Genomic DNA, 25,938 nt, shown 5'->3' with positions numbered 1-25,938 from the left:
TGCTATATTATAAAAAGGCTGAGGTGGGACGTTTGCGCAGAAAAGGAAAAATGATTGAAAAAGAAATAGACAGCTCTTTTTTAAAAGAGACCATGACATTACAGATTTATCACCCGGAGACTTTTTCTGAACTGTATAAATATGAAATCTGTATTATGCAGGATGGAAAAGATTATTTTCAAATGGGAAGAATTGCTACATTAAGCGATAAGCTTCATGATGAAAAAGAAATGCACAATGTTGTCTTTGTCGGTATTCACTATAAAGATAAATATGACCGCAGGAAGAAATATCACCCATCTGGCGAACAGAATGAAGCTTATATAAATTTTCTAGTTCGTGAGGTTGTTCCTTACTTAGATGATTTCATACCGACATACCATATGGGGAAATCGCGTTCTTTAATCGGTGATTCTCTGGCAGGTACACTTGCATTGATGACAGCAATGAAATACCCGCATACATTTGGAAAGATAGGTATTCAATCTCCATATGTTGATGATACGGTATTAGCATATGTAGAGCAGGCGAAGCCTTTGTCCACTCTGGATATTTACCATACAATTGGTACAAAAGAAACAGAGGTTCAAATGAGTGATGGGAATACAGCTGATTTTGTAGAACCCAACCGGAAATTAAATAAAGCATTGGAAAAAGCCGGAGCAGCTTATACGTATCACGAATTAGAAGACGGCATTCATACTTGGAAGTATTGGCAAAATGATATGCGGCGTCTATTGACAACATTGTTTGATTAAAATTTCTATTTTCATTTTCTTTTGCTATACTTATGTAGATATAGATTATATATAGCTTATAATAAATAATATAATACCAGGAGGTTGTATTAATGAAATATGGAATTGCGATTTTCCCTTCAAAAACTGTACAGGATCAAGCCAATGCATTAAGAAAACGTTATGACCCAAGGTACTCTTTAATCCCTCCACACATTACATTAAAGTACCCGTTTGAAACAGACCCTGAGAAGATAGATGAAGTTACTCAGGAATTGCGTAAAGTTGCGGGAAGTGTAGATCCTTTTTATATCCATATTAATAAAGTCAGTACCTTTGAACCAATAACAAACACTATTTATTTAAAAGTTGAACCGATTGAACAATTAAAGATGCTGAACGAACAGCTGCAGCAGGGGATATTTGAAAATAACCAGGACCATTCTTTTGTGCCGCACATTACGATTGCACAGGACTTGGTGCATGATGAATTCAGAGATATTGTAGGAAGATTGAAAATGGAAGGCTTTGAAATCAAAGATTATATTGACCGTTTCCAGCTGTTATATGAATTAGAAAATGGCTCCTGGACGGTTTATGAAACATTTTTATTGGGAAAGGAATAAAATATTCATGTTAGTAAAGATTGCGACTGCTCCTATAGAGTTAGAAGCTGTATATAAAATCCGGTCAGAGGTATTTGTTGAGGAGCAGAACGTACCGCCGGAAAGAGAAATAGATGAATTTGATAAAACTGCAACGCATTTTATTGCATATGAGGATGAACTCCCTGTTGCTGCCGCCCGTTTACGATTCACGGAAGATGGTTACGGTAAGCTGGAACGAATCTGTGTCTTGAAATCGCAGCGTGGAAAATCTCTCGGGAAAAAATTAATGCTTAAGATGGAAGAAGAAATCAAAAACCGGGATTTTCATAAAGCTAAGCTAAACGCACAGACACATGCACAGGATTTTTATCAAAAGCTGGGCTATGAGGTTACTTCTGGAGAATTTCTGGATGCAGGTATTCCGCATGTTACAATGGTTAAATACTTATAATTTTAAGAAGGCTCTTATCTCTCTGGGATAAGACCTTTTTTTATTGCAGATTAAATGACTGTAAAATTCTTATGAATGAAAATTTATTTTATAAATATTTCAAAAAACGTTCACAAAGTGGAACAAATGCAATTTTCTATCAAAAAGTCAAGAAAACCCGAATAAATTTCTATTAATTAGGAAATATTTAAATAAAAAATCTAATGAAAGCGTTGACATTAAAATTTTATTGATTTATACTAATCAAAAATGAACAAATGATTTATATTTTGCACATTTGTTCATTTGTTATTCGGTAATAACCTCGTTCAAAAAATGACAAAGGAGTGATATGATAAAAAATAAATAATTGAGATAAGCAGGAGGCTATATTTTCATTATGTCTAAAGTAGATTTGAGGTTATTATCAAAAATTGCATATATGTATTATATCGATAATATGTCCCAGCATGATATTGCTCAGGAGCTTAATTTTTCCAGAAGTAAAATATCAAGGCTTTTACTAGAGGCGCGGGAGCAAGGTATTGTTCAGATAAATGTAACGACCCCGGTAACCCGCTGTTTTGACTTAGAGCAGCAGTTGGAGGAAGTATTTGGAATAAGTGAAGCCATTGTAGTTCCAGTATATTCAACGAAAGAGGAGAATATATTAAATTCCCTGGGGCAGGCAGGAGCAGAATATCTTGTGAACCAGGTGAACGATGGTATGACTGTTGGCTTTTCTATGGGGGAAACGTTAAAGAGGCTTGCTTACTATTTAGGGGATGAGCAGAAAATTGATTGTGAAGTAGTTCCAATTATGGGTGGGAATTGGCCGGGAATGGGTTATGGTTTAGATGCCAATACCATTTCCCAAAGAGTTGCAGAGAAATTAGGGGCAAAGTGTTATCCACTATACGCACCAGCTATTGTTTCTAACCAGGAATTAAAAGAATCTATACTAAGTGACTTAACTGTTCAAAATGTATTTAAAAAATCATTAGAAACAGATATAACCTTTATTAGCGTTGGTGTAGAATCCTCTTCTTATGCCCATATTCATTTATTAACGGAAGAAGAAAAAATACAGTCGAAAGAAGAGAATGTCGTGGGGGAAGTGGCTTGCTGGTTCTTTGATTCTGATGGAAGAATTCCCAATATTGACATCCATAACAGGGTGATTGGATCAAGCATTGAAGAGATCAGCAAACATTCTAAAGTTGTATTAGTATCTGGAAATGATTATAAGAAAGAAGCAATTGATTCAGCACTTGCAGGGGAATGGGTGGATACGTTAATTACCGATGAACATGTTGCAGAATACTTGTTGAGAAACCAAAAAGAAAAGGTAAAACAAGGTATGGAATCAGAGATCGAAATAAAATAAATGAACTCTATATATATCTGGCAACCTTCATCAAAATATTTCTTTTAAGCTTCTAATAGTTTTCACCTGTTTTTCATAGACATGTTTTAAAAGAAAATATAGGGGAGAGGGTATTTGTGAAAAGAGAACTTGTTATTGGTGTGGATGGCGGAACAGAAAGTGTTCGTGTAGGAATTTTTGATTTAAAAGGAAATGAAGTCGGAGAGGGAATAACACCTTATAAAACATATTACCCGAAGCCGGGCTGGGCTGAACAGGATCCAAACGATTGGTGGGCGTCTCTGGCAGAAAGTATAAAAAAAGCAATGAAGGATGCAAATGCTTCTAAAGATGAAATTATCAGTATCGGTTTAGATACTACCTGCTCCAGCGTTGTGTTCTGTAAAAAAGATGGAACACCTGTAAGAAAAGCTGTTATCTGGATGGATATCCGTTCATCAGAAGAAGCGGAGAAGATGGCTGCAACAGGTCATGAAGCATTAAAATATAACGGCTTTGGTAATGTTTCGGCAGAATGGATGCCTAGTAAAGTACTATGGGTTAAAAATCATGAGTCTCAGAATTATCATGAAACAGAAAAAATTATGGATTATGTAGATTGGTATACATTTATGATGACTGGGAGAAACACTGGTTCAGCAAGTACGACTACATTGAGATGGTATTATGACCAGGAAAATGGTGGAGTTCCTGAGGACTTTTATAAAACAATTGGCTTAGAGGATATTTTTGATAAGCTTCCTGAAGAAATTAAATATCTGGGGGAATATATCGGTGGCCTCACTCCTTATGCAGCGGAGCATTTAGGATTAGCAGAAGGTACACCTGTCGGCCAGGGGGGAGTAGATTGCTTAAATGGAATGATTGGCCTTGGCGTGACAAAACCAGGAAAGCTTGCACTAATTACAGGATCTTCGCATTGTAATCTGGCATTTACAGATAAATCAATCCATAAAGAAGGAATCTTTGGAACATATCCAGGAGTTGTTTTTCCAGGAATGAAATTAGCTGAAGGCGGCCAGGCTTCTTCAGGCTCTGTTATTAAATGGTTTAAAACACATTTTGGAATAGATATTGAGGAACAGGCAAAACAGGAAGGCATCAGTGTCTACGATATCTTAAATAAAGAGGCTGCTGAGCTGCCGCCAGGATCAGAAGGTCTTCTTGTGCTGGAGTATTGGCAGGGAAACCGTACACCTTATGTTGATGCGAATGTCCGCGGTTTTATCTCCGGTTTGACTTTAAAGCATACACGGGCACATATTTACCGGGCTATTATGGAAGCGATTGCGTATGGTACTGAATTAAATATTAAAAACTTTAAAGAAAATGGTATTCCGGTAGAAGAGTTATATTTAGCAGGAGGAGCAACTAACAGTGATTTGTATTTGCAGATTCATGCAGATGTAAGTAATTTACCAATCAATGTTCCGGAATCGAATCAGGTAGCCTGTTTAGGTTCAGCTATTATGGCAGCGGTTACAGCGGGAGCTTATGCAAATGCAGATGAAGCAGTAAGTCATATGGTACGCTATAAGAAGCGTATAGAGCCTAATCCGGAGAATCATGAAATCTATAAATTATACAGTGAGCAATATCAAAAAGCTTATCCGCAATTTAAAGAATGGATGCATGCTACAAGCAAGCTTGATGGAATTGCTGCTGAAAAAGTAGTAAAACAATCTGTATAACTAGATTAAAAGATGATAAAAGCATAGCAGGATTTAAATCAGTATTTAAGGAGGATTTTGCATTGAAGGCATTACGATTATATGGACCAAAAGATATGAGAGTAGATGATATCCCCGTTCCTGAGATTAACGATAATGAACTTTTGATTAAAATTGATTCCTGCACAATTTGCGGCAGTGATTTTCGAAATATTTCAGCAGGGGGATCAGCGCATGGAATGGACTTACCTCGGGTTATGGGACATGAAATAGCGTCAACCATTGTTAAGGTTGGTGAAAGCTGGAAGGATGAATTTGAAGTCGGCGAGCATATTGTTGTTGCAGCAGTAAGTCCCTGCGGCAAATGTGAATTATGTCTGGAGGGCTATGAAAATCAATGCTTGGACAAACAAGCAACCGCATATAATTATGATGGCGGATTTGCAGAATATATGAGAGTTCCTGAACGTTCCATCCGATCCGGAAATGTATTGAAGGTTTCAAGTGATAAATTGCAGCAGGTTGCATTGAGTGAACCTTTGTCCTGTGCTATTAATGGTCAGGAAATAGCTGAGGTGAAGCTGGGAGATAGTGTACTTGTTGTCGGCTGCGGTCCGATGGGATTGTTTCATATTCAATTAGCCAGATTAAATGGTGCCAAACAAATTATTGCCAGCGATTTTGATAAGAATCGTTTAGAGATTGCAAAAAAACATGGAGCAGATATTGTTTTCTCCCCACAAGAAGAAGATCCAGCTGAAAAAATAAAAGAGCTTACGGGTGGATTAGGGGTTAATGTAGTGGTTGTTGCTGTACCAGTACCAGGAATAGTTAGTGACGCATTGCAATGGGTAAGGAGAAGAGGCAGAATCAATGTTTTTGGGGGGATGCCTAAGCAAAAGCCTGAAGCCACTCTTGATTTGAATGTAATTCACTATAATGAAATTACAATTACAGGAACATCGGATTCGACAGCAAGACAATTACGTATTGCAGCAGATTTAATTACAACTGGCCGAATAAAAACCGACTTTATGATTTCTAAGGTAGTAGATTTAGAAGAAGCAAGAGATATATTAGTTGCAGGTCCACAGCCGGAGCATATTAAAATCGTTGTAAAACCAGAATTAAGCAGTAAAGCATCAAAGGATAAAGAAGATGCAGCTTATGTAAAATAATTGAGGACTGACATATCGTTCTGGAATAAGACTGATTGATTCCACTCTACCATGTCTCCAGACCAATATGTCCGTCGCTTCATTTTATCACCGGTGAAAATAAAATACAACTTGTCTTAAGGAATCACTATTCTATACGGTCGTATAGAATAGTGATTTTTTGTATAGTTTGATTATTTTATTTGGTAATCTTCTTTACCTTTAATGCTCCTTGATGATGAGCAGAAAAATTTTTATAAAAACCTTTCCGAAAGAGAATTTAATAATTATATGAATATTTAATAACTTTTCATCATTTCATCATTCCTGTAAAATAAAATAGATTCTATTAAAATCATATTGTAAAGGGAAAGGAAATAAAAAGATGTTAGAAAAATTAAAAGCCTACCGGTTTCCGCTTATCCTTTTAGCTTCTATTATTGTTGGAGCGATAATCGGTTTGATTTTTGGAGAAGATGCAACAGTAATAAAGCCGTTTGGAGATCTATTTATTAATTTATTATTTATGATTGTCATCCCTCTTGTTTTCTTCTCTATATCGTCTGCTATTGCCAGCATGGACAGTATGAAAAGACTTGGGAAAATCATGGGTTCCATGATTACGGTATTTATCATAACTGGAGTGATTGCAGCTGTATTTATGCTTGTTGCCGTAGTTATTTTTGAGCCGGGTTCAGGGGTAGATATTCCATTGAGTGCCCCAGATAATGTTGAAGAACAGAGCTTGGCAGATCAACTAGTCAATACATTTACTGTTCCTGATTTTGTTGAACTGTTCTCAAGAGATAATATGATGGCTCTTATTGTTATGTCGATACTGATTGGTGTCGCAACAGGATTGACAGGAGAGAAAGGAAGACCACTTGCAAGGTTCCTGACCAGCGCCTCTGACGTATTTATGAAGCTGATTCAGCTGATTATGTACTATGCGCCAATTGGATTGGGTGCATACTTTGCCTCATTGGTAGGAGAATTCGGAACAGCACTGATTGGTGATTATGCAAAAGCAGTGATTATTTATTATCCAGTTGCTATACTGTATTTTGCTATCGGCTTTACATTATATGCATTCATCGCCGGAGGAAGAAAAGGAATAAGCCGTTTTTGGAAGAATATACTAGGTCCTGCTGCTACCTCGCTGGGAACAGGCAGTAGTGTGGCAACCATTCCGGTTAACCTGCAGGCAGCCGAACGAATTGGAGTTCCAAAAGATATCCGTGAGACGATCATGCCTCTCGGAGCAACTATTCATATGGATGGTTCCTGTTTATCAGCTATGTTAAAAATCGCTTTTATTTTTGGAGTATTTAACAAGGACTTCACCGGGATTGATACATTTTTAACTGCTATTGGTATTTGTTTATTATCCGGTATTGTTATGAGTGGAATCCCGGGCGGAGGTTTTACGGGAGAATTAATGATAATTACGCTGTACGGTTTTCCAATCGAAGCTCTGCCAATCATTACTGCGATCGGAGTTGTTGTTGATCCGCCGGCTACGATGGTTAACTCGACAGGTGATACCGTTTCAAGTATGGTTGTGGCAAGACATATTGAAGGGAAAGACTGGATGGAAAAGGCAGATGTATCATCCAGGGCTTAATATACAAAAAACAAGACGCATAAGTACAAAGCGTCTTGTTTTTTTATATGTTACAAATCATATTATGAGATCTTTTCATTTTACAGACATTAATCAATAATAAATAAATTGAAATTTTAAAATAATGAATTGACAAAGAATATTAATTATACTATTATAATTTTAAACCATTATACGTACAAACGGTTTAAGTTGTAATAATTTAAACAATAATGGGTTGATGCTTTATACAAAATAATCTAAGGAGTGGACGACCAAATGGGAAAATCGTTACGGCTGTCAAGAATTTTTAGAAAGGACACAGGTAATTCACTTATATTACCTGTAGATCATGGAATTGGAGGGAGTATTGAAGGATTAGAAGACCCAGTTAAGATTCTTAAAGAGTTACAAACACCTGATATTGACGCAATATTACTAAATGATGGTGTTGCTAGACAAGCTGAAGAAGTTTTTTATGGAAAAGGCACACCAGGCCGAATGTTAAATTCGGATATTTTTAGTTATGAAGTAAAAAATGAACGAATGGAACATCATTTAACATTCAGTCCAGAGTTTGCAGTCCGTAAAGGATATGATTGTATAAAGCTTGTTTTGTTTTGGGATCGTCCTGCTGAGGAAAGAATGCGTTCTATGAAATTGATAGCCTCAGTTATTGAGGAAGCAGAAAAATGGGAAATGCCGGTTTTAGTGGAGCCCCTTACATCAAAGCCAATCGAAGATCCTAAAGAGCGGGCAAAAGTTCTCTCTGATGCAAATAGGGCTGCGTTTGAACTAGGTGCGGATATATTAAAAGTAGCTCACCCTGGTGATACAAAAACACTTGAAAATTGGGTGAATTATTTTGATATTCCTATTATTCTACTAGGTGGAAATAAAAGTGGGACTACGGAAGATTTAGTGAATATGGTAGATGATGCTATTAATGTTGGTATTAATGGTGTTGCAATTGGCAGGAATGTTTGGCAACGGCCGCCCAAAGAAGCAAAAGAATTATTAGCTAGATTTGCAGAAATTATCCATAAGCCCAGAAACTAAAAATGTTAATTATTAAGTAACTCGAAATATTTAGCACAAGAATAACTTAATGGAGGAATTTTGATGACTAAAATGAGAAAGTTTGCTGTTTTAACAAACGCAAAAAATGCAGAGGTACATGAAGGAGAAATCCCAGAGGTTGGTGATAATCAAGTCCTCATTAAGCAAAAAAATTGTAATATTTGTACAACAGATTTCGGGCAATGGCTTGGTCTAAGGGAACATCAACCATATCCGATGGCAGGCGGACATGAAGGTGCTGGAATCCTTGTCGCAAAAGGTAAAAATGTAAGAGATGAATTAAGTATAGGAGATCATGTTGCACTTGCTTATGATTATTGTGGAGAATGTACGGCTTGTCAAACTGGGAGAACGAGCGAGTGTGTAGAGATATCAAACCCTTTTAAAGATAAAAATGATGAAGGATATTACGGTCATTTAGGTTTTGCAACTTATAATGTTAAAGATGCAAATGCAGTTATTAAAATGAATCCCAAATTATCATTTAGTGAGGCTGGATTTTTGGAGCCGCTTGCAACTGTGGTGAGTGGTCTAAAGCGGTTAAGGGTTAGCGCATTAGAACGTGTTGTTGTCATTGGTGCTGGAACAATGGGGATATTAAATGCACTAGCTGCTACAGCATATGGTGCAGAAGTCATTGTTACTGAAATGATGGATAAGAAGATTGAAGCGGCAAGATCAATGAGGCTAAATGTTATTGATGTGAAAGAATGTGATCCAGTAGAAAAAGTAAAAGAATTAACAAATGATGAGGGGGCAGATGCAGTTATTCTTGCCGTTGGAGCTACGAAAGCAAATAATCAAGCATTAGAAATGGTTAAACGCTTAAATGGTAGATTGTTGCTTTTTGCTGCAGGATATCCTGCTCCTGAATTACATGTAGATTCGAATTTAGCTCATTATAGAAAAATGGAATTGATTGGGACCTATGGAGCTGATATACATGACTTTAATAAATCTGCAAATTTATTAAATGATGGAAAAGTTGATGTGTCAAAATTAATTGAAACAAAAGTACCTCTAGAAGAAATCCAAAAAGCTTACGAGATTGCTAGTACGCAAGGAAGTTACCGCGTAAGTGTTTTATTACAAGAAGAATCAGAATAACTTTACACAATAAAAATACTACGATGTATGAAGTAATTGGAGAGGGTGTCACACTCTCTCTTTATAGGATGTAAGCGCAAACATATAATAAATTAATTTTTTGGCATTAAGATTTTTTAAAATCTCAATCAAAATCAGTATAACAAATAGAAGGAGGATGAAGTTATGTCGTTTGTCGTTGATTTTGCGGAACAGTTTATGGGCTTTTTCGGATTTGTAGGGGATACGTTTGTCGGCATGTTTACTGGTATTGTTCCTATACTTGTAGGAATGCTAACTTTAATTCAATTTATTGTAAATCTTGTTGGTGAAAACCGAATTGAAAGAATAGGAAAATTATTAGCAAAAAGTAGCATATTAAAATATTCGATATTCCCGATATTTGCTGCATTTTTCCTTGGAAGCCCAGCAAGTGGTACTATGGGAAGGTTCCTGCCGGAAAAGTCAAAACCAGGATTAATGGAAGCGTTTTTTAGAAATGGACATCCCTTAACTAGTTTATTTCCCCATACAAATCCAGCTGAATTATTTGTTTGGCTAGGAGTTGCCCAAGGTATTGAGGCACTTGGTTTGCCAGTTGGAGCTTTAGCTATTCGCTATGTTATTACCGGTATTGTTGTAGGTGTCATCAGTGGTATTATTACCGAGATAGTATTTACAATTATTGCCAGAAGAAATAATTACGAGGTTTAACAGGGGGGATAAAAAATGTCTAAAAATATAATGATTAAAGTTGAAAAAGGTGGTAGTGGTTGGGGTGGCCCACTTTATTTACAATGTGAAGGGAAGAAAAACAAAGTATTATCAATGACAGGTGGAGGAATTCATGATTTAGCTACACATATTGCAGACGCTATAGGCGGTGTGGCAGTTGATGGATTTAAAGAGGTACCGAATGATGATGAGATTGTTTGTGCAATTATTAACTGTGGCGGTACATTAAGATGTGGTGTTTACCCACAAAAAGGGGTTTACACGATTAATTTAAATGCGATTGGTCCATCTGGCCCTTTAGCTGAGCACATTAAAGAGGAAATATACGTTTCTGGGGTTAAAAAAGGAAATATTACAATAGTACAAGAATTAGACCAGCCAGATCATGAACACGCTGCGGTAGTAGAACCTGAACTAGAGAAACAACCAAAAAAAGTCGATAAACAACGTGCAGCCGAAGAAAGCGGTAACCTGATATTTAAACTATTAACCAAAATTGGTTCTGGCGTTGGCTCTGTAGTTTCCATGTTCTTAGACTCTGGTAGAAAAACGGTCGATCTGTTATTGAAAACGATTATACCATTCATGGCATTCGTTAGTATTTTAGTAGCACTAGTGCAATATACAGGAGTAGGGGAATTGATTGCGAACGCTTTAACCCCGCTAGGGTCGTCACTTTGGGGATTACTGCTTATTTCTATTATTTGTAGTTTCCCGTTCTTGTCACCTATCTTGGGGCCAGGAGCAGCTGTTGCGCAAGTCGTTGGTGTTCTAGTAGGCACGCAAATTGCAGCAGGAGCAATTCCGCCACAATTTGCATTACCAGCTTTGTTTGCTATCAACGCACAAGTAGGTGGGGATTTCTTCCCTGTAGGTATGTCTTTAATGCAGGCGAAACCAAAAACAATAGAATATGGTACACCAGCATTCCTGATCGCGAGACAAATTTCAAGCCCTATTGCTGTTGTTATTGCATATCTGTTTAGTATTGGACTCTATAATTAAAGTGATTGAAATATTAAAATTAAAAATTCGCAGTTAGCGAAAAGTTAACAGTAGATGAGAGTAGGAAATAAATGGTTTATGCTAATTAACTTTCATTTAATTAGTAAAACAGGTATCTGTTTTTATTAATAGGATTGTATAAATGATAGACTAACCAATTCAGTTCTCTTTATTTTTTGAAGTTAAAACTAACATAATAGGTATAATAATAGATTTATAAAATATCAAAAAGAAAAGATAAATAATATGTTAAAATATTTATCGTAAATATTTTTAAGGAGGTAATTTACTTGAAATATAACGTAAATATTGTCGAAGTTGGTTCAAATGTTGAGGATATGTTGAAAACGGGGTTATTAATTCTTTTTAATCAAAGTGCTCCGGAAGATTTAAAACCATTCTGTGTTGTTACCGAAGAAAATAAGCATGATGGACAAGTAGAGTCAGGTGATGTTGTGACTATAGTAGGCTGTACGTATAAGGTCACAGCTGTAGGCAATATTGTTAATGAAAATCTCTATTCGCTTGGACATGCCTCACTATGTTTTGATGGAGCAAAGAAGGCACAATTACCTGGTCATATTCATTTAACACCGGGTTTTGAAAGCGATTTATCCAATCTTGGGGAAATCACAATCAAGTAGGTGAGAAAATGGAGATTCTATTTTTATTCTTTATTGTTTTAGTTATTTTGCAATGGTTTTTTAAAGTAAAGCAGACAAAAGTATTGCATACCCATTATAATAAGTTTTTAGAAACAGGAAATGTATTAGTGGAGAGAAAGAAAGGTATTTTTTCTGGTGCTATTATCATGCTTCAATTAGATAAGGAAGCGAATATTAGAGACTGTCTATTGATGTCTGGTGCAACCTTTTTTTCTTCATGGCGCAGTTGTGAAGAACTAATAAATGAAAACTTATTGAGTATAAATGAGGAAAACCTTAATGGCTATAAAAAAACTGTAAGAAAAGTAATTGCTAAGGCTGTTGAAAGTTATCAAAAGAGTAAAGAAAAAGAGCTAAAGGAGAAACTAGTTTAGCAGTTATTGACTAAATATTCATTTCTAGTCTTTTACTAATAGTGATAAAAGTCACCGAAAAAGGAGGTACATTAAAAAATGATATCGAAAAAATTGAGAAATGATGTACTTATGCCCCAAGTGGGGCTTGGTGTTTATAAAATGATAGATCCGAAAGATACGGTGAATGCTGTTGAGGAAGCATTAAAAGTTGGATACCGAGCGATTGACACTGCTAGCTACTATAAAAATGAGAAGGAAGTAGGCGAGGCAATTCGTCAATCCGGAATTTCAAGGGAAGATCTGTTTATTACTACTAAAGTATGGAATGATGAGCAAGGATATGATGAAACATTACGTGCGTTTGACCGTTCATTGAGTTTGTTGGGACTTGATTATATCGATTTATATTTAACCCATTGGCCTCTACCTGATAAATTTATTGAAACCTATCGTGCAATTGAAAAATTGTATGAAGAAAAACTTATTCGTGTGCCGGGTGTCTCTAATCATCATAAAAAACATCTTTTACAACTTGAAAATAAGGTGAATGTAATGCCAATGGTTAACCAAGTAGAATGTCATCCTTATCTTCAGCAAAAGGGATTAAAAAGCTTTTGTGAGGAAAGAGCAATAGCTGTTACAGCATGGGCACCTCTTGGAAAAGGAACAATTTTACAAGATGAACTGATTAAAGAACTTGCTCAAAAATATGATAAGACCCCGGCTCAGATTATTTTGAGGTGGCATTTAGAGTGTGATACAATTGTTATTCCGAAATCTATTACACCGCCACGAATTAAGGAAAACTTTAAGTTATTTGATTTCTCTATTGTAAAAAAGGATATGGATAAGCTTGCTAATCTTGATCATAATGGTCGAATAGGTGCTGATCCAAATATTGATGATGATTTTAGCTGATTTAAGTAATTATACGATTTGGTATGGTATATTGTCATAAATTCCATTAAGAAATCCGAACTATGAATTCAATTTCTTTTTAAAGGATTCGTTTATAGTTCGGATTTCGACTGTTATTTTAATTTTGGAGTCTTTCATTTATGGTACTCGATCAAGTGTGGTTGTGACCCTCAACATTTTGCCAACATCTTTATGAATTTAATCTCCATTAAGCTTCTTTGTTTTTCGGTATAAGTGAGACAGCTTCCCACTAGAACGAATGACCTCTGCCAGAGTGATCCTTATATAATCCTTTATACTCTTGAAATTTTATTATTTTAAACAAATTTATTTTGTCCGACTTTCAATCCTAAAAGAGAACTGCAAATAGCAAGTAATATTAGTGAGAATAAGGGAATGGTCCAGTCTCTTGTAATATCATAGATTAAGCCTACCGCTATAGGTCCTAAAGCGGCTAAAGCATAACCAGTTGATTGTGCCATGCCGGATAAAAGTGTAGCTTGTTTTGTATTTTTAGTACGAATAGATAGTAACAGAAGGGCAATTGTAAAGTTACCACTTAAAGAAAATCCTATTAGTGTTGTGGAAATTATATAGCTTATATCATTATGATAAAGCAATAAATAAATAACTCCTATTATTAATAAAATATTTAAGCTGATAACTAAGCCTACTTGTGATTTAAGTTTTCCAGCTATAAGTGGAATGAGTAAACTAGAAACTATTCCTACTAGCTGTAAATAGGATAATAGGAAACCAGCAATTGTTTTATTAGCACCAAAATCAATTAATATTTCTGGGAACCAAGAGATGGTGATATAGAATAACAGGGAATGACACCCCATAAAAAAGGCAATAAACCAGGCAAACGGAGATTTTAGAAGATTCTTTTGTTTTTCTGTGAGCCTTTCTTTTATATGATTCATCGATTTCCGCCGTATAAGCACTAACCAATAAAAAGATGCAAAAATTGCAGGGGCTGCCCAAATTAAAAGAGAATTTCTCCAGCCCAATCCCATGTTTTTGGCAATTGGTACACTTATTGCTGAAGCAACAGTAGCAGAAATTCCCATTATCGAGGAATATAGCCCAGTCATTACTGATAGTTTGTCAGGAAATTTATCTTTGATGATTCCTGGTAAAAGGACGTTACAAACTGCAATTCCTATTCCGATAAATAGTGTACCAAGAAATAAAAGGAACATTATAGTAGAAGAGCGAAAAATAATCCCCGTGCTTAATATCATTAATCCAAAAATTAATATTTTCTCATTTGAGTACTTTTGAGCTAAATATGATGAAGTAATTGACATAATAGCAAAAGCTACTAATGGTAAACTTGTAAGTAATGCTACATTCCAATTTGCAAAGCCTATTTCATCTCTAATGATTCCCATAATTGGTCCTATTGAAGTTAGCGCTGGTCTTAAATTAAGAGCAACTAAGAAAATCCCTATAATTATAAGAACATTGGTGTTATCTTTGCCTAACTCTTGTTTCTCAAATGTGTCTTCTCTCAAAAAGATGCATCCTTTCCTCTTAGTTGTTACTTTTTAGGAAATATTTTTCTTAAGTAAATAGTATGAAGCAACCTAAACCTTATTCGTTAAGTTGCCCCATTACTATAATTAGTAATTTATGTTAAATGAAATGTATTTTGTAATTAAATACGCTTCTAGACCGTATTTACCTCCCTCTTGACCAAGCCCGCTTTCTTTTACTCCACCGAATGGAGTGTGGATGGCAAATGGAGCAGGGTCATTTATACCGACCATTCCATATTCTAATTCTTCCATCATTCTAAAAGCACGGCCTAAATCCTTTGTGTAACAATATCCTGCTAGACCATAATGAGTATGATTTGCCTTTTCAATAATTTCTTCTTCACCTTCGAATGTAAAGATTGGAACAACTGGCCCAAATGTTTCCTCATAGGCGATTGACATGTCTTCATTAGCATTGGAAATAATAGTAGGTTCGATAAAATAACCGCTTGTCTTATTATCGTATTGTCTACCTCCACAGATAACCTCTCCGTTTTTCGCTTTAGCATCAGCAATCTGGTTCATAATTTTCTTGAAGGAATTACTATCAATAACAGGACCAACATTAACGTCTTCATCTAAACCATTGCCTATTTTTAATTTCTCTACCTTCTGTACAAGCTTGCTAGTGAATTCTTCAGCAATACTTTTTTCAACGTAAATTCTGTTTGTGCTAACACAAGTTTGCCCAGAATTTGTAAATTTTGTCATTAAGACGCCGTCTATAGCGACATCGATGTCTGAATCAGCAAAGACAATAAATGGTGCGTGACCTCCAAGCTCCATTGAAGAGGCTTTAACAGTCTCAGCAGAGTCTCTTAGTAACAATTTGCCAACATCAGTAGATCCAGTAAAGGTGATTTTTTTTACGTCTTCACTCGCTGTTAATGTATTTCCAATTTCGCTAGCTTTACCTATAACAAGATTAACTACCCCTTTTGGTAAGCCCGCTTTATGAAAACATTCAAATACTTTAATCGCTGACAAAGGTGTAACAGATGCAGGTTTTAAGATTATTGTACAACCAGTTGCTAGGGCCGGAGCGATTTTTCTTGTAATCATTGAAAATGGAAAGTTCCATGGGGTAATTGCTGCGCATACACCAATTGGACGTCTTATAACGAAAAGTTGTTTATCTTTTGCGGCTGCTGGAAGAACATCACCATATATCCGTTTTGCTTCTTCTGCATACCAATGTAAAAAGGCAATTCCGTCGTTTACTTCATATCTAGCATCAGCAATAGGTTTACCGTTTTCTTTTGTAATAAGTTGTGCTAATTCTTCACTTTGTTCTTCTAGTAATCTAGCAGCTTCCTCCAAATAAGTAACGCGTTCTGTAAAAGTTGTTTTTTTCCAAGATTTAAATGCTTGTTGTGCACTTTGTATTGCTTCTTCTGTTTCCGCTTTTCCTACTGTAAAAACTGTCTTGATAACCTCGTTAGTCGCAGGATTACGTACTTCCATTTTTGTTTCGCTTTGTCGCCATTTTCCATTAATATAAACCATGTAAACACCTCAATATTTATTATTATTTACTCGCTTTGTAACAAGTAGGTTTTATTAATTCAGACAGTAAAACAAATTTATTAGTTTTTAGTGACTGTAACTTAAGCCTTGTTGGCAGAGCTGAATAGTTTTATGTAATGTATGAGTGTCTCTTTATAAAACCCCCTCGATATGTTTGATGCTGTCAAAAATATTTATATTTGGATTATCATCAAATTCACTTCTAGGTTTGTCTGATTACAGTTCTGATTTAACTGGTTCATTGTTAACTCCTTTCAAGTAAGCATTTAAATGCTGCATACCCCGTTTGCTTGAATCAGCAAATAGATTTACTTTTTGAATCCCGGTTTTAATAGTTCTTTTAAGGTTGTCATTACCTGTTTCGGAACCTCGGTGGAGGACTAAAGGTACGTCTAAAATGCTATTTAATTTTTGTAATAGCTCAAAATCTAGCCTTGGTTCTTCTTTATAAATACCATGAGATGTGCCAATTACAACAGCTAAACAGTCAATATTCGTTTGTTTGGCATATTCGATCGTTTCTTTAAGATTGGTTAAACCACTATCCCTCGTTTTATCATATTTATGCCCTACTTCCACGTGGCCAAGTTCAGCTTCAACAGAAACACCTACAGAGCAAGCAATTTAAACAATTTTCTTTCATAGAAATAGGCAATCTCATTAACTTCTTCAATTGGATGAATTCCTGCACAATTCAGTATAATTGGAAACTTTAGAAGTTTTGCCAGTTCAAAGGCTACACGGGCAGTCTCCAAATGAAAAACATTTGATGCAGCTACTCTATAATTACCTTATTTTGCTTAAACTAAATATTTTTCATAAATGCCAATATTATTTGCTCAGTCCTTTCTTTATACCGATTAGCAGCTTAATAGACTTATAGCGATTAAAATATATAATATACAAGGATAATTAAAATACTTTGTTGTGTTAGTGAAACCAGATACATGGGTGTAATTTTAGTGAATGTCTTACAATATTGAATGAATTAGAAGAATTCTTATTTTAATTGAAAAAGAATAATCCTTTATATTGATATTTTAACCGTTTGTACGTATAATCATATTAAGTCATAAAAAGAGTTTTGTCAAATTTATTATTCAGTCTATTTCAATTATTATGTTAGAATATACATGTTAAATTATTATGTTAGAATATACATGTGAATTATTAAAAATAGTGCTGTTGAATTAAAAAAGGAAGTGTAAGTTATGCAGAATTTCCATATAAAAGAGGACGATAAGTATTTTGACCACAAACTGTTAGCTGATCCAATTAAAAGAAGTTTACAAAAAATTAATAGAAATAATCCTTTGCCTTTATATCAACAACTTTATGATTCGCTTTATAAGGTTATTGTTAATAAAGAATTGGAACCAGGCAGCTTTTTTGCAACTGAAAGTTTATTGCAGGAAGAAACTCAAATGAGCAGAGCTACAATACGAAAAGCTCTTGAGGAATTAGTTAGACAAAAATATCTAATGAGAATTACCGGAAAAGGTACTTTTATTTCGATTAGCTATCCAGAGAGTCATATTGTTTTACCAAATTTAAAAAGCTTGTCTCAAGAACTGGAAGAAAAGGGTATGATCCCTGGAAGCACTTTATTGCAAGGCAAAATAATACAACCTACAGAGGAAGTTGCTAAAAACTTAGATATAGATGTGAGTGATCGAGTCTTGTTTATTGAGAGGATTCGTACAGGAAATGATATTCCGATTTTATATGTATGTGGATATATTCCGTTAAATATTGGAATTACCGAGGATTTTAATATTCCTGGATCTTTATATTTCTTCATTGAGCAACAATGCGGTAAGGTTATTCGTTCTGCAACACATACGATAAATGCAACAATTATTAATGCAGAAGTAGCTAAACATTTAGGTATCAGTAAAAACTCAGCTGGTTTGTCGATGGAACGAATTACTTACGATAATTATGGGGTGCCAGTTCTTTATGAAACTGGTGTATTTCGAAACGATTTGTATAGTTATACTTTTTCCATGGAGAGAGATGACTAGTATTTCCAACACGAGAGACTGAAGAGCTTTTTGATTGATTAAAAGTGTTAAAGGCTGGTTAATAAATCATTAATAAGAAAGTGTTAGAGAAAAGGTGTGTAAAATTTTTAATGAATTTATCTTTGGGAAATTAGCAAGAAAGGAGATTATGGATTATTTAATTTTAGATAAAGCCATTTGTATAATGGATAATATAAAATTGGGCTTTGTCTTAATAGCGGTGAATCTGAGAAGATACACTGTTTCTACCAGATTTTTTATGGATAGGATATATCATTAATTTAAAGAAAAAAAGAATTTTGCATCGAAAACTCGATGCAAAATTCTTTTTTCTATTTGGGCCAGTTAGTATAGCCTCTTTTAATGTTGTTCTCTGCAAAGCATCAAAATTAACGAGAGTAGAATTCAACGATAAGCTGTTCGTTGATTTCAGCTGGAAGTTCAGAACGCTCAGGGAAACGAGCATAAGTACCTTCTTTTTTCTCAGCATCAAAAGTAGTATATTCTGGTACGAAGTTATTTACTTCAATAGCTTCTGTAACGATATCCAGCTTTTGAGATTTTTCACGAAGAGCGATTGTTTGACCAGGTTTTACAGAGTAAGATGGGATATCTACACGAGAACCATCTACTGTAACGTGACCATGGTTAACCAGCTGACGTGCTTGCTTGCGTGTACGAGCAAGACCAAGGCGGTAAACAAGGTTATCAAGACGAGATTCAAGAAGAATCATGAAGTTCTCACCGTGGATACCTTTCATGTTGCCGGCTTTATTGAATAGGTTACGGAATTGACGCTCGTTCAATCCATACATAAAGCGTAATTTTTGCTTTTCTTGCATTTGCAAGCCATATTCAGAGATTTTCTTTCTTTGGTTCGGTCCATGTTGACCAGGAGCGTAAGGGCGTTTATCTAATTCCTTACCAGTTCCAGATAATGAAATGCCAAGACGACGTGATTTCTTCCATACTGATCCAGTATAACGTGACATAGGACATTTCCTCCTTTATGTTTTATTTGTATAAAATAAAACGCGCGTGATCGTTTCGTTGTTCATTTTGTTTTCATGTACCATCGCTCCAGTAGCAGAGAGTTACACGATACACCTTTATAAGATTCATCTTTGAAAGGAACAAAATGAGTGCAAGCGTCGACTCACTTAGGCCACTTTATTATTTTACACAAATTCTAGTATATAATTTGCATGTACACCTGTCAATAGAAAAAAGAAAAAACACAGTATAAAGTCTTTTTGGAAAGATATTATTTTTGTTTAGAAGCAAAAATAATTCATAACAAAAAAGTATCCGTTATAATATGAATATGTCTAAAATTCTATTTTGTAATAAAATGAGGTAATTATAAATGCTTTTCAAGCACTGCAACAAATTTTTCTAAACATTCCTGATCAATAGCATCGAATCTGTCATGAATAGGACTGTCAATATCTAAAACACCGATAATCTCATTATCACGATAGACAGGTATGACAATTTCAGATTTTGACGCTCCATCACAGGCGATATGACCAGGAAATTGATGAACATCTGCTATACGCTGTGTTTTCTTCTCTGAGACGGCAGTTCCGCAAACTCCTTTTCCAAAAGGAATACGGATGCACGCCGGGAGACCTTGGAAGGGACCGAGCACTAATTCTTCCTTTTCGGATAAGTAGAAGCCAACCCAGTTTACTTCATCTAAAAACTGATTGAGAAGTGCCGAAGCGTTTGAAAGCAGCGCGATTTGATTTGTTTCTCCTGTGGATAAGGCATCCAGCTGTTTGATAAGAAGCTCGTAATCTTTTGTTTTTTCTCCAGAATAATCAAGTTGTTGAAACATTATGTGTTACCTCCTAAAAGTTGCGTGTAGTAGTTTTGTGAAAAATGACATTTAACGACATGAATACAGTTTTTGTCGATAATCGATTAAAGGATTTATCCCCTTCTTTGTCGTAAATGAATAGAGTAAGGAGTTGAATAAGAATGAAAAATAACGTAACCAAGCAAAAAGTAGTGGACGCTGCTTCCTCCCTATTCTTTCAAAAAGGATTCCATGGTACTTCTGTGCGTGATATTGCTGATCGGGCCTCTGTGAATGTTTCCTTAATCAGTTATTATTTTAAAGGAAAGCAGGGCCTTTTAGAATATGCTGTAACAAATTATTATGAAGCATACTTAGAGAAAATAGAAGAGTCACTTGAAACAACAGAAGGAAGCTCTTCTATCGATCGATTAAATGAACTAATTTTTACAATTATACATTATAAGCAAACGCATCATCAATTAACATGTTTTATTCAGCGTGAATTATCTCTTGATTCTGTATTTGTTAGAGAAATGACGGTTACATATCTGGCGAAAGAAAATTACTATGTAAAAGAATTGTTTCAGGAAACAATCGGAAGAAATGCTGATCAGGATGAGAAAAGGTATCTGTTTATGCAGCTGAAAGGCATGCTGATAACCCCTTATATTTTACATTCAGATTGGAAAGATCAAATTTTAGGGCAATTTGCTCACGAACAATTTGTGAAAAAATATACCAAAAGTATACAGAAATGGATTCAATTTAATGCAAATGTAAAAATTAACGAGAAAAGCAAATAATAATAAATAATTGACTTTTCCCCGTATAAATATCAAAAAGTTGTTGAATCAGTAAGAAAAATGTATTTTCTTTAGCCAAAAGGGCGGAATACATGATATTATAAAGGATATATTATTGTGATTTTGTAATTATAGATATATTTATATAGATGTTTATTGGTTGGGAGGCAAAGTATGGCTGTCGTAGTTGGGATTATTTTAGCGATTATTGTATGTTTAACGATTGCTTTAATTGTAAGAAAGCGTGTTTACGATCAAGTAGACCATATTGAAAAATGGAAATTGGATATTACGGATAGGGATGTTGCAAAACAGATTGGAAAAATTAAAACATTGAATCTATCCGGTGAAACACTCGAGAAATTTGAAGAATGGAAAGAGGAATGGGAAAAAATCGTAACCAAATCTTTGCCTGACATAGAGAAGTATTTGATGGATGCAGAAGAGGCAGCTGACCGCTTTCTTGTGCCTAAGGCAAATAAAATTTTGAAAGAAGCAGAAAACCATCTCGAAAAAATTGAGGAAGAAATCAAAGAAATTATCGGTGAGTTAGAGGAATTACTCTATGCAGAAGAAACAGGCCGTGGCGGTGCGGAGGAATTAAAACCGAGAATTAAAGGGTTACGAAGTATGCTTTCTCAATCCAGATACCAATATGGGAAGGCCGAAAAGCAATTTGACAAGGAAATCGATGAGCTGGAAGCAATATTGGATCAATACGATGCATTCGTTAATGATGGCGACTATCTAAAAGCGAATGAAAGTATTAGTGAATTAAAGGAAAGTACTGAAAAAGTAGAAAATAAATTAGATACATTTCCTGATTTGCTTAAACAAGTGAAGCAGGAGCTGCCGTCTCAATTAACAAACCTGTCTTCCGGTATGAAAGAGATGCGGGAAAGCGGCTACCGGATTAGACATTTAGGCTTTGAAAAAGAAATTATTACATATCAGGAACAATTGAGGGATATAGAAACTCAGCTTGAAACTGCTGATATAACAGATGTGGAACAGCTTCTCCAGCAAATGGAGACACGTATTTTAGAAATGTACGAAGCTCTGGAAGGGGAAGCGATAGCCAAGAATTATATAGAGCAGAAAGGTCCGGAGTATGAGGATTCTGTAAACCAGATAAGTGCTACGTATGAAACCGCGAAAAGAGAAGTAGAAGAGATAAAGAAGGCTTACTACGTAGAAGACGATGATATGGAACGTTTCCAGACTATGGGTAAAGCAATTAAAGCTTTAAATGGCCATGTAGAAGAATTACACCAGAGTGTAGAGGACGATAAACAATCACATTCAGAATTGAAAAAAGGAATTGAAGAAGGATTTAAGAAAATTGCACAGCTGGAAGAGGAGCATGAATCTTTTAAAAAGTCTATTGCAAATTTACGGAAAGATGAGCTGGAGGCAAGAGATAAACTGGTAGAAATGCGCGGACAGCTTACAGATTTGAATAGAAAACTGAAAAAGAGTAATATACCGGGAGTACCAAGCTACATTTGGACCCGTTTTGAAACAGCAATACAGAAAAATGATAAGGTAATGGAAGCGTTAGAAACCTATCCATTAGATATGAACAATGTACAGCAAGCGTTGACTGAAGCTAAAAAATCGATTGAGCAGGCATATGAGCAAGTAGATATGATGCTGGATCAGGCTTATTTAACAGAGCAGGTGATTCAATATGCGAACCGCTACAGAAGTAAGCACTCTGATCTGGACAACAAGCTGAAGGAAGCGGAGAGATTATTCCGTAATTATGAATATGAGCTTTCTTTAGAGCATGCTGCCAAAGCAGTAGAAGAGATTGAACCGGGATCGTTACAGAAAATAGAATCGTATCAAACGGAAAGAAGCCAATAATTATCGTTGTTTCTTTCTATGAAGGGACAAGATTATTTACTGGATAGAACAAAAGCAGGAAGAACAATTTTTGAGCTTACAGGTTGCCTGCTTTGTATCCGCTGAAGATTTCAGATACTATATAATATGAAAAATATAAGGTAAAGGCTGTCGCTAAGAATGGAATATTCGTTAACTTAGGTCAGCCTTACATTTTTGTTAAAAAGAAGGTGGAAAACTTGATATACTTCGATAACAGTGCAACAACGAAGCCGCATCCGGAAGTGATTGAAAGCTTCGCGAAAGTATCGGCTAATTATTTTGCAAATTCCTCATCGATACATCCTCTGGGCGGTCAAGTGGAGAAACTGTTAGATGCTGCGAGACAGCAGGCAGCAGATTTAATCGGCGTTTCCAAGGAAACAATAATCTTTACTTCGGGAGGAACGGAAGGAAATAATACTGCGATTAAAGGAGTTGCCCTTGAGCATCAATCACGTGGAAAACATATTATTACAACTCAAGCGGAGCACCCATCGATTCATGATACATGCAGGAGTTTAGAAAAATTGGGTTTTGAAATAACCTATATGCCGGTAGCTGAAGATGGAACTGTTTCAGCGGCAGATGTTGAAAATTCCATTCGAAAGGATACTATTCTTGTTACAATGATGCAGGTGAACAATGAAATTGGCTCAATTCAGCCGATTGAGGAAATTGGAAATGTTTTAAAAAAGCATCCTAAAGTTCTTTTTCATGTGGATGCTGTCCAAGGGTTAGGGAAGGTTCCTTTAAACCTTTCAGATACTGGTATTGATTTATGTACTTTTTCAGGTCATAAAATTCATGGACTAAAAGGGACAGGACTCCTGTATGTGAATCATACGGCCAAATTATATCCGCTTCTTCATGGTGGCAGTCAAGAATCTGGTATCCGTTCTGGAACAGAGAATGTGGCTGGCGCTGTTTCATTTGTAAAAGCATTGCGTTTAATCAAAGAAAAGCAAGATATTCAGAAGGATAATATATTAAAAACCCTGCATGATAAGCTTATGAAGGAGCTCAGCCAGTTGGAGGGTATTGAAATCAACAGCCCTGCTGGCGGTGCCAATCATATTATCCATTTCTCTGTACCGGGAATTAAGCCGGAGGTTATTATTCATAGCTTAAGCCAAAAGGAAATATATATTTCCACAAAGTCAGCCTGCTCATCCCGGGATCTGACGGAAAGTCATGTGCTGGTTGCCTGCGGGAAAACAAAGGAAGTTTCTTCCTCAGGTTTACGGGTAAGTTTTTCTTATGAGAATAAAGAAGAAGAAGTAGATATATTTGTGAAGGAAATAAAAAAAGCAATTCAACAATTTAAAGAGGTATTGAGGTAGATAACATGCAATATGATCATATATTAATTCGTTATGGAGAGTTAGCTTTAAAAGGAAAAAACGCGAAACAATTTATACTGAAGCTTCATGATAATATTCATCAGAAGATAAAGGATTTTGATGGTGTGAAGGTCATGCGGACACAGGGAAGAATGTTCGTCTTACTGAACGGTAATGACCCAGAACCGATTGTAGAAAAAATAAAAAATGTTTTTGGCATCCATAGTTTAAGTCTGGCAATTCGTGTTGAGAACGATGTGGAAGAAATAAAAGAAGCAGCTTTATATGCATTAAAGCAAGAAGCAAATGTAAAAACATTTAAAATGAGTGTCCGTCGTACGAAAAAAGATTTTCCAATTCGTTCCGGTGAAATGAATCATATATTAGGAAGCCATTTATTAACCAATACAGAAGACATTACTGTAGATGTGCACCATCCTGATTTGGAAATAAAAGTAGAAATACGTAAGGAAGCGACCTATATTACCAGTGGAACAATTATGTGCAGAGGTGGACTTCCGGTTGGAACATCTGGTAAGTCACTGCTCTTGCTTTCAGGCGGAATTGACAGTCCGGTGGCGGGCTTTTTGGCAATGAAAAGAGGCGTTCATTTAGAAGCAATTCACTTTCATTCTCCGCCGTTTACAAGTGATCGTGCCAAGCAAAAGGTACTGGACTTGGCCAAACAGCTTACGAAATATGGAAAGTCCATAAAAGTGCATATTGTTCCGTTTACAAAATTACAGCAGGAAATTTTTAGAGAGATGCCAAATGACTATGCTATGACAATCATGCGCCGCGTGATGTTTCGTGTCAGTGAACAGCTTTGCAAACGTGAAGGTATCTTGTCACTGACAACAGGGGAAAACCTTGGACAGGTGGCCAGTCAAACGATGGATAGTATGCACACTATCAATGAGGTAACTAATTATCCAATCATCCGTCCGTTAATTGCAATGGATAAGGATGAGGTTATCCGAATCGCGCAGGATATCGGAACATATGAGACTTCGATTTTACCTTATGAAGATTGCTGCACTATTTTTGTACCGAAATCTCCAAAAACAAAACCGAAAAGAGATAAAGTTAATTTTTATGAATCAAAATATGACTTTACACCATCGATTGAAGAAGCAATAGAGGGTATAGAAACAATAAAAGTAACAGAGAAAACTTTATTCAATGAGGATTTTACAGATCTTTTTTAAACAGATTACCTTTTCTTATATTCGATTTTTAAATAGCAATTAAAAAGAAAAAATTACCATTAAATAAAATGCATGTTTTCACCTCAATCGACGCATTCTATAAGTACCAAGGAGGTGAACAACATGGCAAATAATAACTCAAATCAATTAGTTGTTCCAGGAGTGCAACAAGCACTTGATCAAATGAAATACGAAATTGCTCAGGAATTTGGTGTTCAACTTGGTCCTGACTCAACTTCTCGTGCTAACGGATCTGTTGGTGGAGAAATCACGAAAAGATTAGTAACAATGGCTGAGCAACAATTTGGCGGAACTAAATAATTAAATGCATGGCTAGCTGTCTCTGCAAATGTGGAGGCAG

25 protein-coding genes are annotated in these 25,938 nt (G+C 35.6%); 20 read left to right on the top strand and 5 right to left on the bottom strand.

The window, feature by feature from the left end; genetic code table 11:
- Nucleotides 1-32: 32 nt before the first annotated feature.
- The 14 genes from MKY30_RS22215 to MKY30_RS22150 all read left to right on the top strand — a co-directional run bounded on the left by MKY30_RS22215 (nucleotide 33) and on the right by MKY30_RS22150 (nucleotide 13,437).
- Entirely contained in the window at nucleotides 33-758 is a 726-nt protein-coding gene (locus MKY30_RS22215) for an alpha/beta hydrolase-fold protein (RefSeq protein WP_156985984.1), read from the top strand.
- Nucleotides 759-850: 92 nt separating this feature from the next.
- Entirely contained in the window at nucleotides 851-1,363 is a 513-nt protein-coding gene (locus MKY30_RS22210) for a YjcG family protein (protein ID WP_147211003.1), read from the top strand.
- A gap of 7 nt (nucleotides 1,364-1,370) precedes the next feature.
- Nucleotides 1,371-1,796 carry a GNAT family N-acetyltransferase gene (locus MKY30_RS22205; protein ID WP_341085410.1) on the top strand — a complete coding sequence of 142 codons (426 nt, stop codon included), beginning with the start codon at nucleotides 1,371-1,373 and terminating at the stop codon, nucleotides 1,794-1,796.
- Nucleotides 1,797-2,175: 379 nt separating this feature from the next.
- A complete protein-coding gene (locus tag MKY30_RS22200; RefSeq protein WP_147211005.1) occupies nucleotides 2,176-3,162 on the top strand; it encodes a sugar-binding transcriptional regulator in 987 nt (328 codons plus the stop codon).
- 116 nt (nucleotides 3,163-3,278) lie between these two features.
- The gene (locus MKY30_RS22195; RefSeq protein ID WP_341085409.1) at nucleotides 3,279-4,853 is read left to right on the top strand and encodes an FGGY-family carbohydrate kinase; all 1,575 of its coding nucleotides are present in this window, start codon (nucleotides 3,279-3,281) and stop codon (nucleotides 4,851-4,853) included.
- Nucleotides 4,854-4,915: 62 nt separating this feature from the next.
- Entirely contained in the window at nucleotides 4,916-6,010 is a 1,095-nt protein-coding gene (locus MKY30_RS22190) for a zinc-binding dehydrogenase (protein ID WP_147211007.1), read from the top strand.
- A gap of 364 nt (nucleotides 6,011-6,374) precedes the next feature.
- The gene (locus MKY30_RS22185) at nucleotides 6,375-7,613 is read left to right on the top strand and encodes a cation:dicarboxylate symporter family transporter (protein WP_156985988.1); all 1,239 of its coding nucleotides are present in this window, start codon (nucleotides 6,375-6,377) and stop codon (nucleotides 7,611-7,613) included.
- 258 nt (nucleotides 7,614-7,871) lie between these two features.
- Nucleotides 7,872-8,651, top strand: coding sequence for a class I fructose-bisphosphate aldolase (locus MKY30_RS22180; protein ID WP_341085408.1), 780 nt, complete (start codon nucleotides 7,872-7,874; stop codon nucleotides 8,649-8,651).
- A 63-nt stretch (nucleotides 8,652-8,714) separates the two neighbouring features.
- Nucleotides 8,715-9,779, top strand: a complete 1,065-nt coding sequence (locus MKY30_RS22175) for a zinc-dependent alcohol dehydrogenase (RefSeq protein WP_341085406.1) — start codon at nucleotides 8,715-8,717, stop codon at nucleotides 9,777-9,779.
- A gap of 165 nt (nucleotides 9,780-9,944) precedes the next feature.
- Nucleotides 9,945-10,472, top strand: coding sequence for a PTS glucitol/sorbitol transporter subunit IIC (gene srlA, locus MKY30_RS22170; protein WP_156985991.1), 528 nt, complete (start codon nucleotides 9,945-9,947; stop codon nucleotides 10,470-10,472).
- A 15-nt stretch (nucleotides 10,473-10,487) separates the two neighbouring features.
- Nucleotides 10,488-11,498: a PTS glucitol/sorbitol transporter subunit IIB gene (gene srlE / locus MKY30_RS22165; RefSeq protein ID WP_341085403.1), complete on the top strand. Its 1,011-nt coding sequence runs from the start codon at nucleotides 10,488-10,490 to the stop codon at nucleotides 11,496-11,498.
- Nucleotides 11,499-11,788: 290 nt separating this feature from the next.
- A complete protein-coding gene (locus MKY30_RS22160) occupies nucleotides 11,789-12,142 on the top strand; it encodes a PTS glucitol/sorbitol transporter subunit IIA (RefSeq protein ID WP_198048621.1) in 354 nt (117 codons plus the stop codon).
- 8 nt (nucleotides 12,143-12,150) lie between these two features.
- Nucleotides 12,151-12,537, top strand: a complete 387-nt coding sequence (locus MKY30_RS22155; RefSeq protein ID WP_341085402.1) for a transcriptional regulator GutM — start codon at nucleotides 12,151-12,153, stop codon at nucleotides 12,535-12,537.
- Nucleotides 12,538-12,615: 78 nt separating this feature from the next.
- Entirely contained in the window at nucleotides 12,616-13,437 is an 822-nt protein-coding gene (locus MKY30_RS22150) for an aldo/keto reductase (protein WP_341085401.1), read from the top strand.
- 317 nt (nucleotides 13,438-13,754) lie between these two features.
- Here MKY30_RS22150 and MKY30_RS22145 read toward each other — a convergent pair whose 3' ends face one another.
- The 3 genes from MKY30_RS22145 to MKY30_RS22135 form a co-directional block, all read right to left on the bottom strand.
- Nucleotides 13,755-14,957, bottom strand: coding sequence for a CynX/NimT family MFS transporter (locus MKY30_RS22145; protein WP_341085400.1), 1,203 nt, complete (start codon nucleotides 14,955-14,957; stop codon nucleotides 13,755-13,757).
- A gap of 108 nt (nucleotides 14,958-15,065) precedes the next feature.
- Nucleotides 15,066-16,487, bottom strand: a complete 1,422-nt coding sequence (locus tag MKY30_RS22140; RefSeq protein ID WP_341085399.1) for an NAD-dependent succinate-semialdehyde dehydrogenase — start codon at nucleotides 16,485-16,487, stop codon at nucleotides 15,066-15,068.
- Between the two features lie 237 nt (nucleotides 16,488-16,724).
- Nucleotides 16,725-17,087 carry a class II fructose-bisphosphate aldolase gene (locus MKY30_RS22135; RefSeq protein ID WP_341085398.1) on the bottom strand — a complete coding sequence of 121 codons (363 nt, stop codon included), beginning with the start codon at nucleotides 17,085-17,087 and terminating at the stop codon, nucleotides 16,725-16,727.
- Nucleotides 17,088-17,719: 632 nt separating this feature from the next.
- Here MKY30_RS22135 and MKY30_RS22130 point away from each other — a divergent pair.
- Nucleotides 17,720-18,532, top strand: coding sequence for a UTRA domain-containing protein (locus tag MKY30_RS22130; RefSeq protein ID WP_156985998.1), 813 nt, complete (start codon nucleotides 17,720-17,722; stop codon nucleotides 18,530-18,532).
- 389 nt (nucleotides 18,533-18,921) lie between these two features.
- Here MKY30_RS22130 and rpsD read toward each other — a convergent pair whose 3' ends face one another.
- Nucleotides 18,922-19,524: a 30S ribosomal protein S4 gene (gene rpsD, locus MKY30_RS22125; RefSeq protein WP_147211009.1), complete on the bottom strand. Its 603-nt coding sequence runs from the start codon at nucleotides 19,522-19,524 to the stop codon at nucleotides 18,922-18,924.
- A gap of 368 nt (nucleotides 19,525-19,892) precedes the next feature.
- Nucleotides 19,893-20,372: a GAF domain-containing protein gene (locus MKY30_RS22120; protein ID WP_147211010.1), complete on the bottom strand. Its 480-nt coding sequence runs from the start codon at nucleotides 20,370-20,372 to the stop codon at nucleotides 19,893-19,895.
- Between the two features lie 143 nt (nucleotides 20,373-20,515).
- Here MKY30_RS22120 and refZ point away from each other — a divergent pair, with 143 nt between their 5' ends.
- The 5 genes from refZ (at nucleotide 20,516) to MKY30_RS22095 (ending at nucleotide 25,898) form a co-directional block, all read left to right on the top strand.
- The gene (gene refZ, locus MKY30_RS22115; RefSeq protein WP_156986000.1) at nucleotides 20,516-21,139 is read left to right on the top strand and encodes a forespore capture DNA-binding protein RefZ; all 624 of its coding nucleotides are present in this window, start codon (nucleotides 20,516-20,518) and stop codon (nucleotides 21,137-21,139) included.
- Nucleotides 21,140-21,313: 174 nt separating this feature from the next.
- Entirely contained in the window at nucleotides 21,314-23,008 is a 1,695-nt protein-coding gene (gene ezrA, locus MKY30_RS22110) for a septation ring formation regulator EzrA (RefSeq protein ID WP_156986001.1), read from the top strand.
- A 218-nt stretch (nucleotides 23,009-23,226) separates the two neighbouring features.
- Nucleotides 23,227-24,369 carry an aminotransferase class V-fold PLP-dependent enzyme gene (locus tag MKY30_RS22105; protein WP_156986002.1) on the top strand — a complete coding sequence of 381 codons (1,143 nt, stop codon included), beginning with the start codon at nucleotides 23,227-23,229 and terminating at the stop codon, nucleotides 24,367-24,369.
- 5 nt (nucleotides 24,370-24,374) lie between these two features.
- Complete coding sequence (gene thiI, locus MKY30_RS22100) at nucleotides 24,375-25,577, top strand: tRNA uracil 4-sulfurtransferase ThiI (protein ID WP_147211014.1); 1,203 nt, start codon at nucleotides 24,375-24,377, stop codon at nucleotides 25,575-25,577.
- Between the two features lie 123 nt (nucleotides 25,578-25,700).
- A complete protein-coding gene (locus tag MKY30_RS22095) occupies nucleotides 25,701-25,898 on the top strand; it encodes an alpha/beta-type small acid-soluble spore protein (protein ID WP_040979745.1) in 198 nt (65 codons plus the stop codon).
- The last annotated feature ends 40 nt before the right edge of the window (nucleotides 25,899-25,938 follow it).

The organism is Oceanobacillus sp. FSL W8-0428 (assembly GCF_038004405.1).
In the GTDB taxonomy this organism is placed as follows: Bacteria; Bacillota; Bacilli; order Bacillales; family Amphibacillaceae; genus Oceanobacillus; species Oceanobacillus sojae.
Note: the sequence above shows the minus strand (reverse complement) of the source record. Positions and strands in the feature narration are given on the sequence as shown.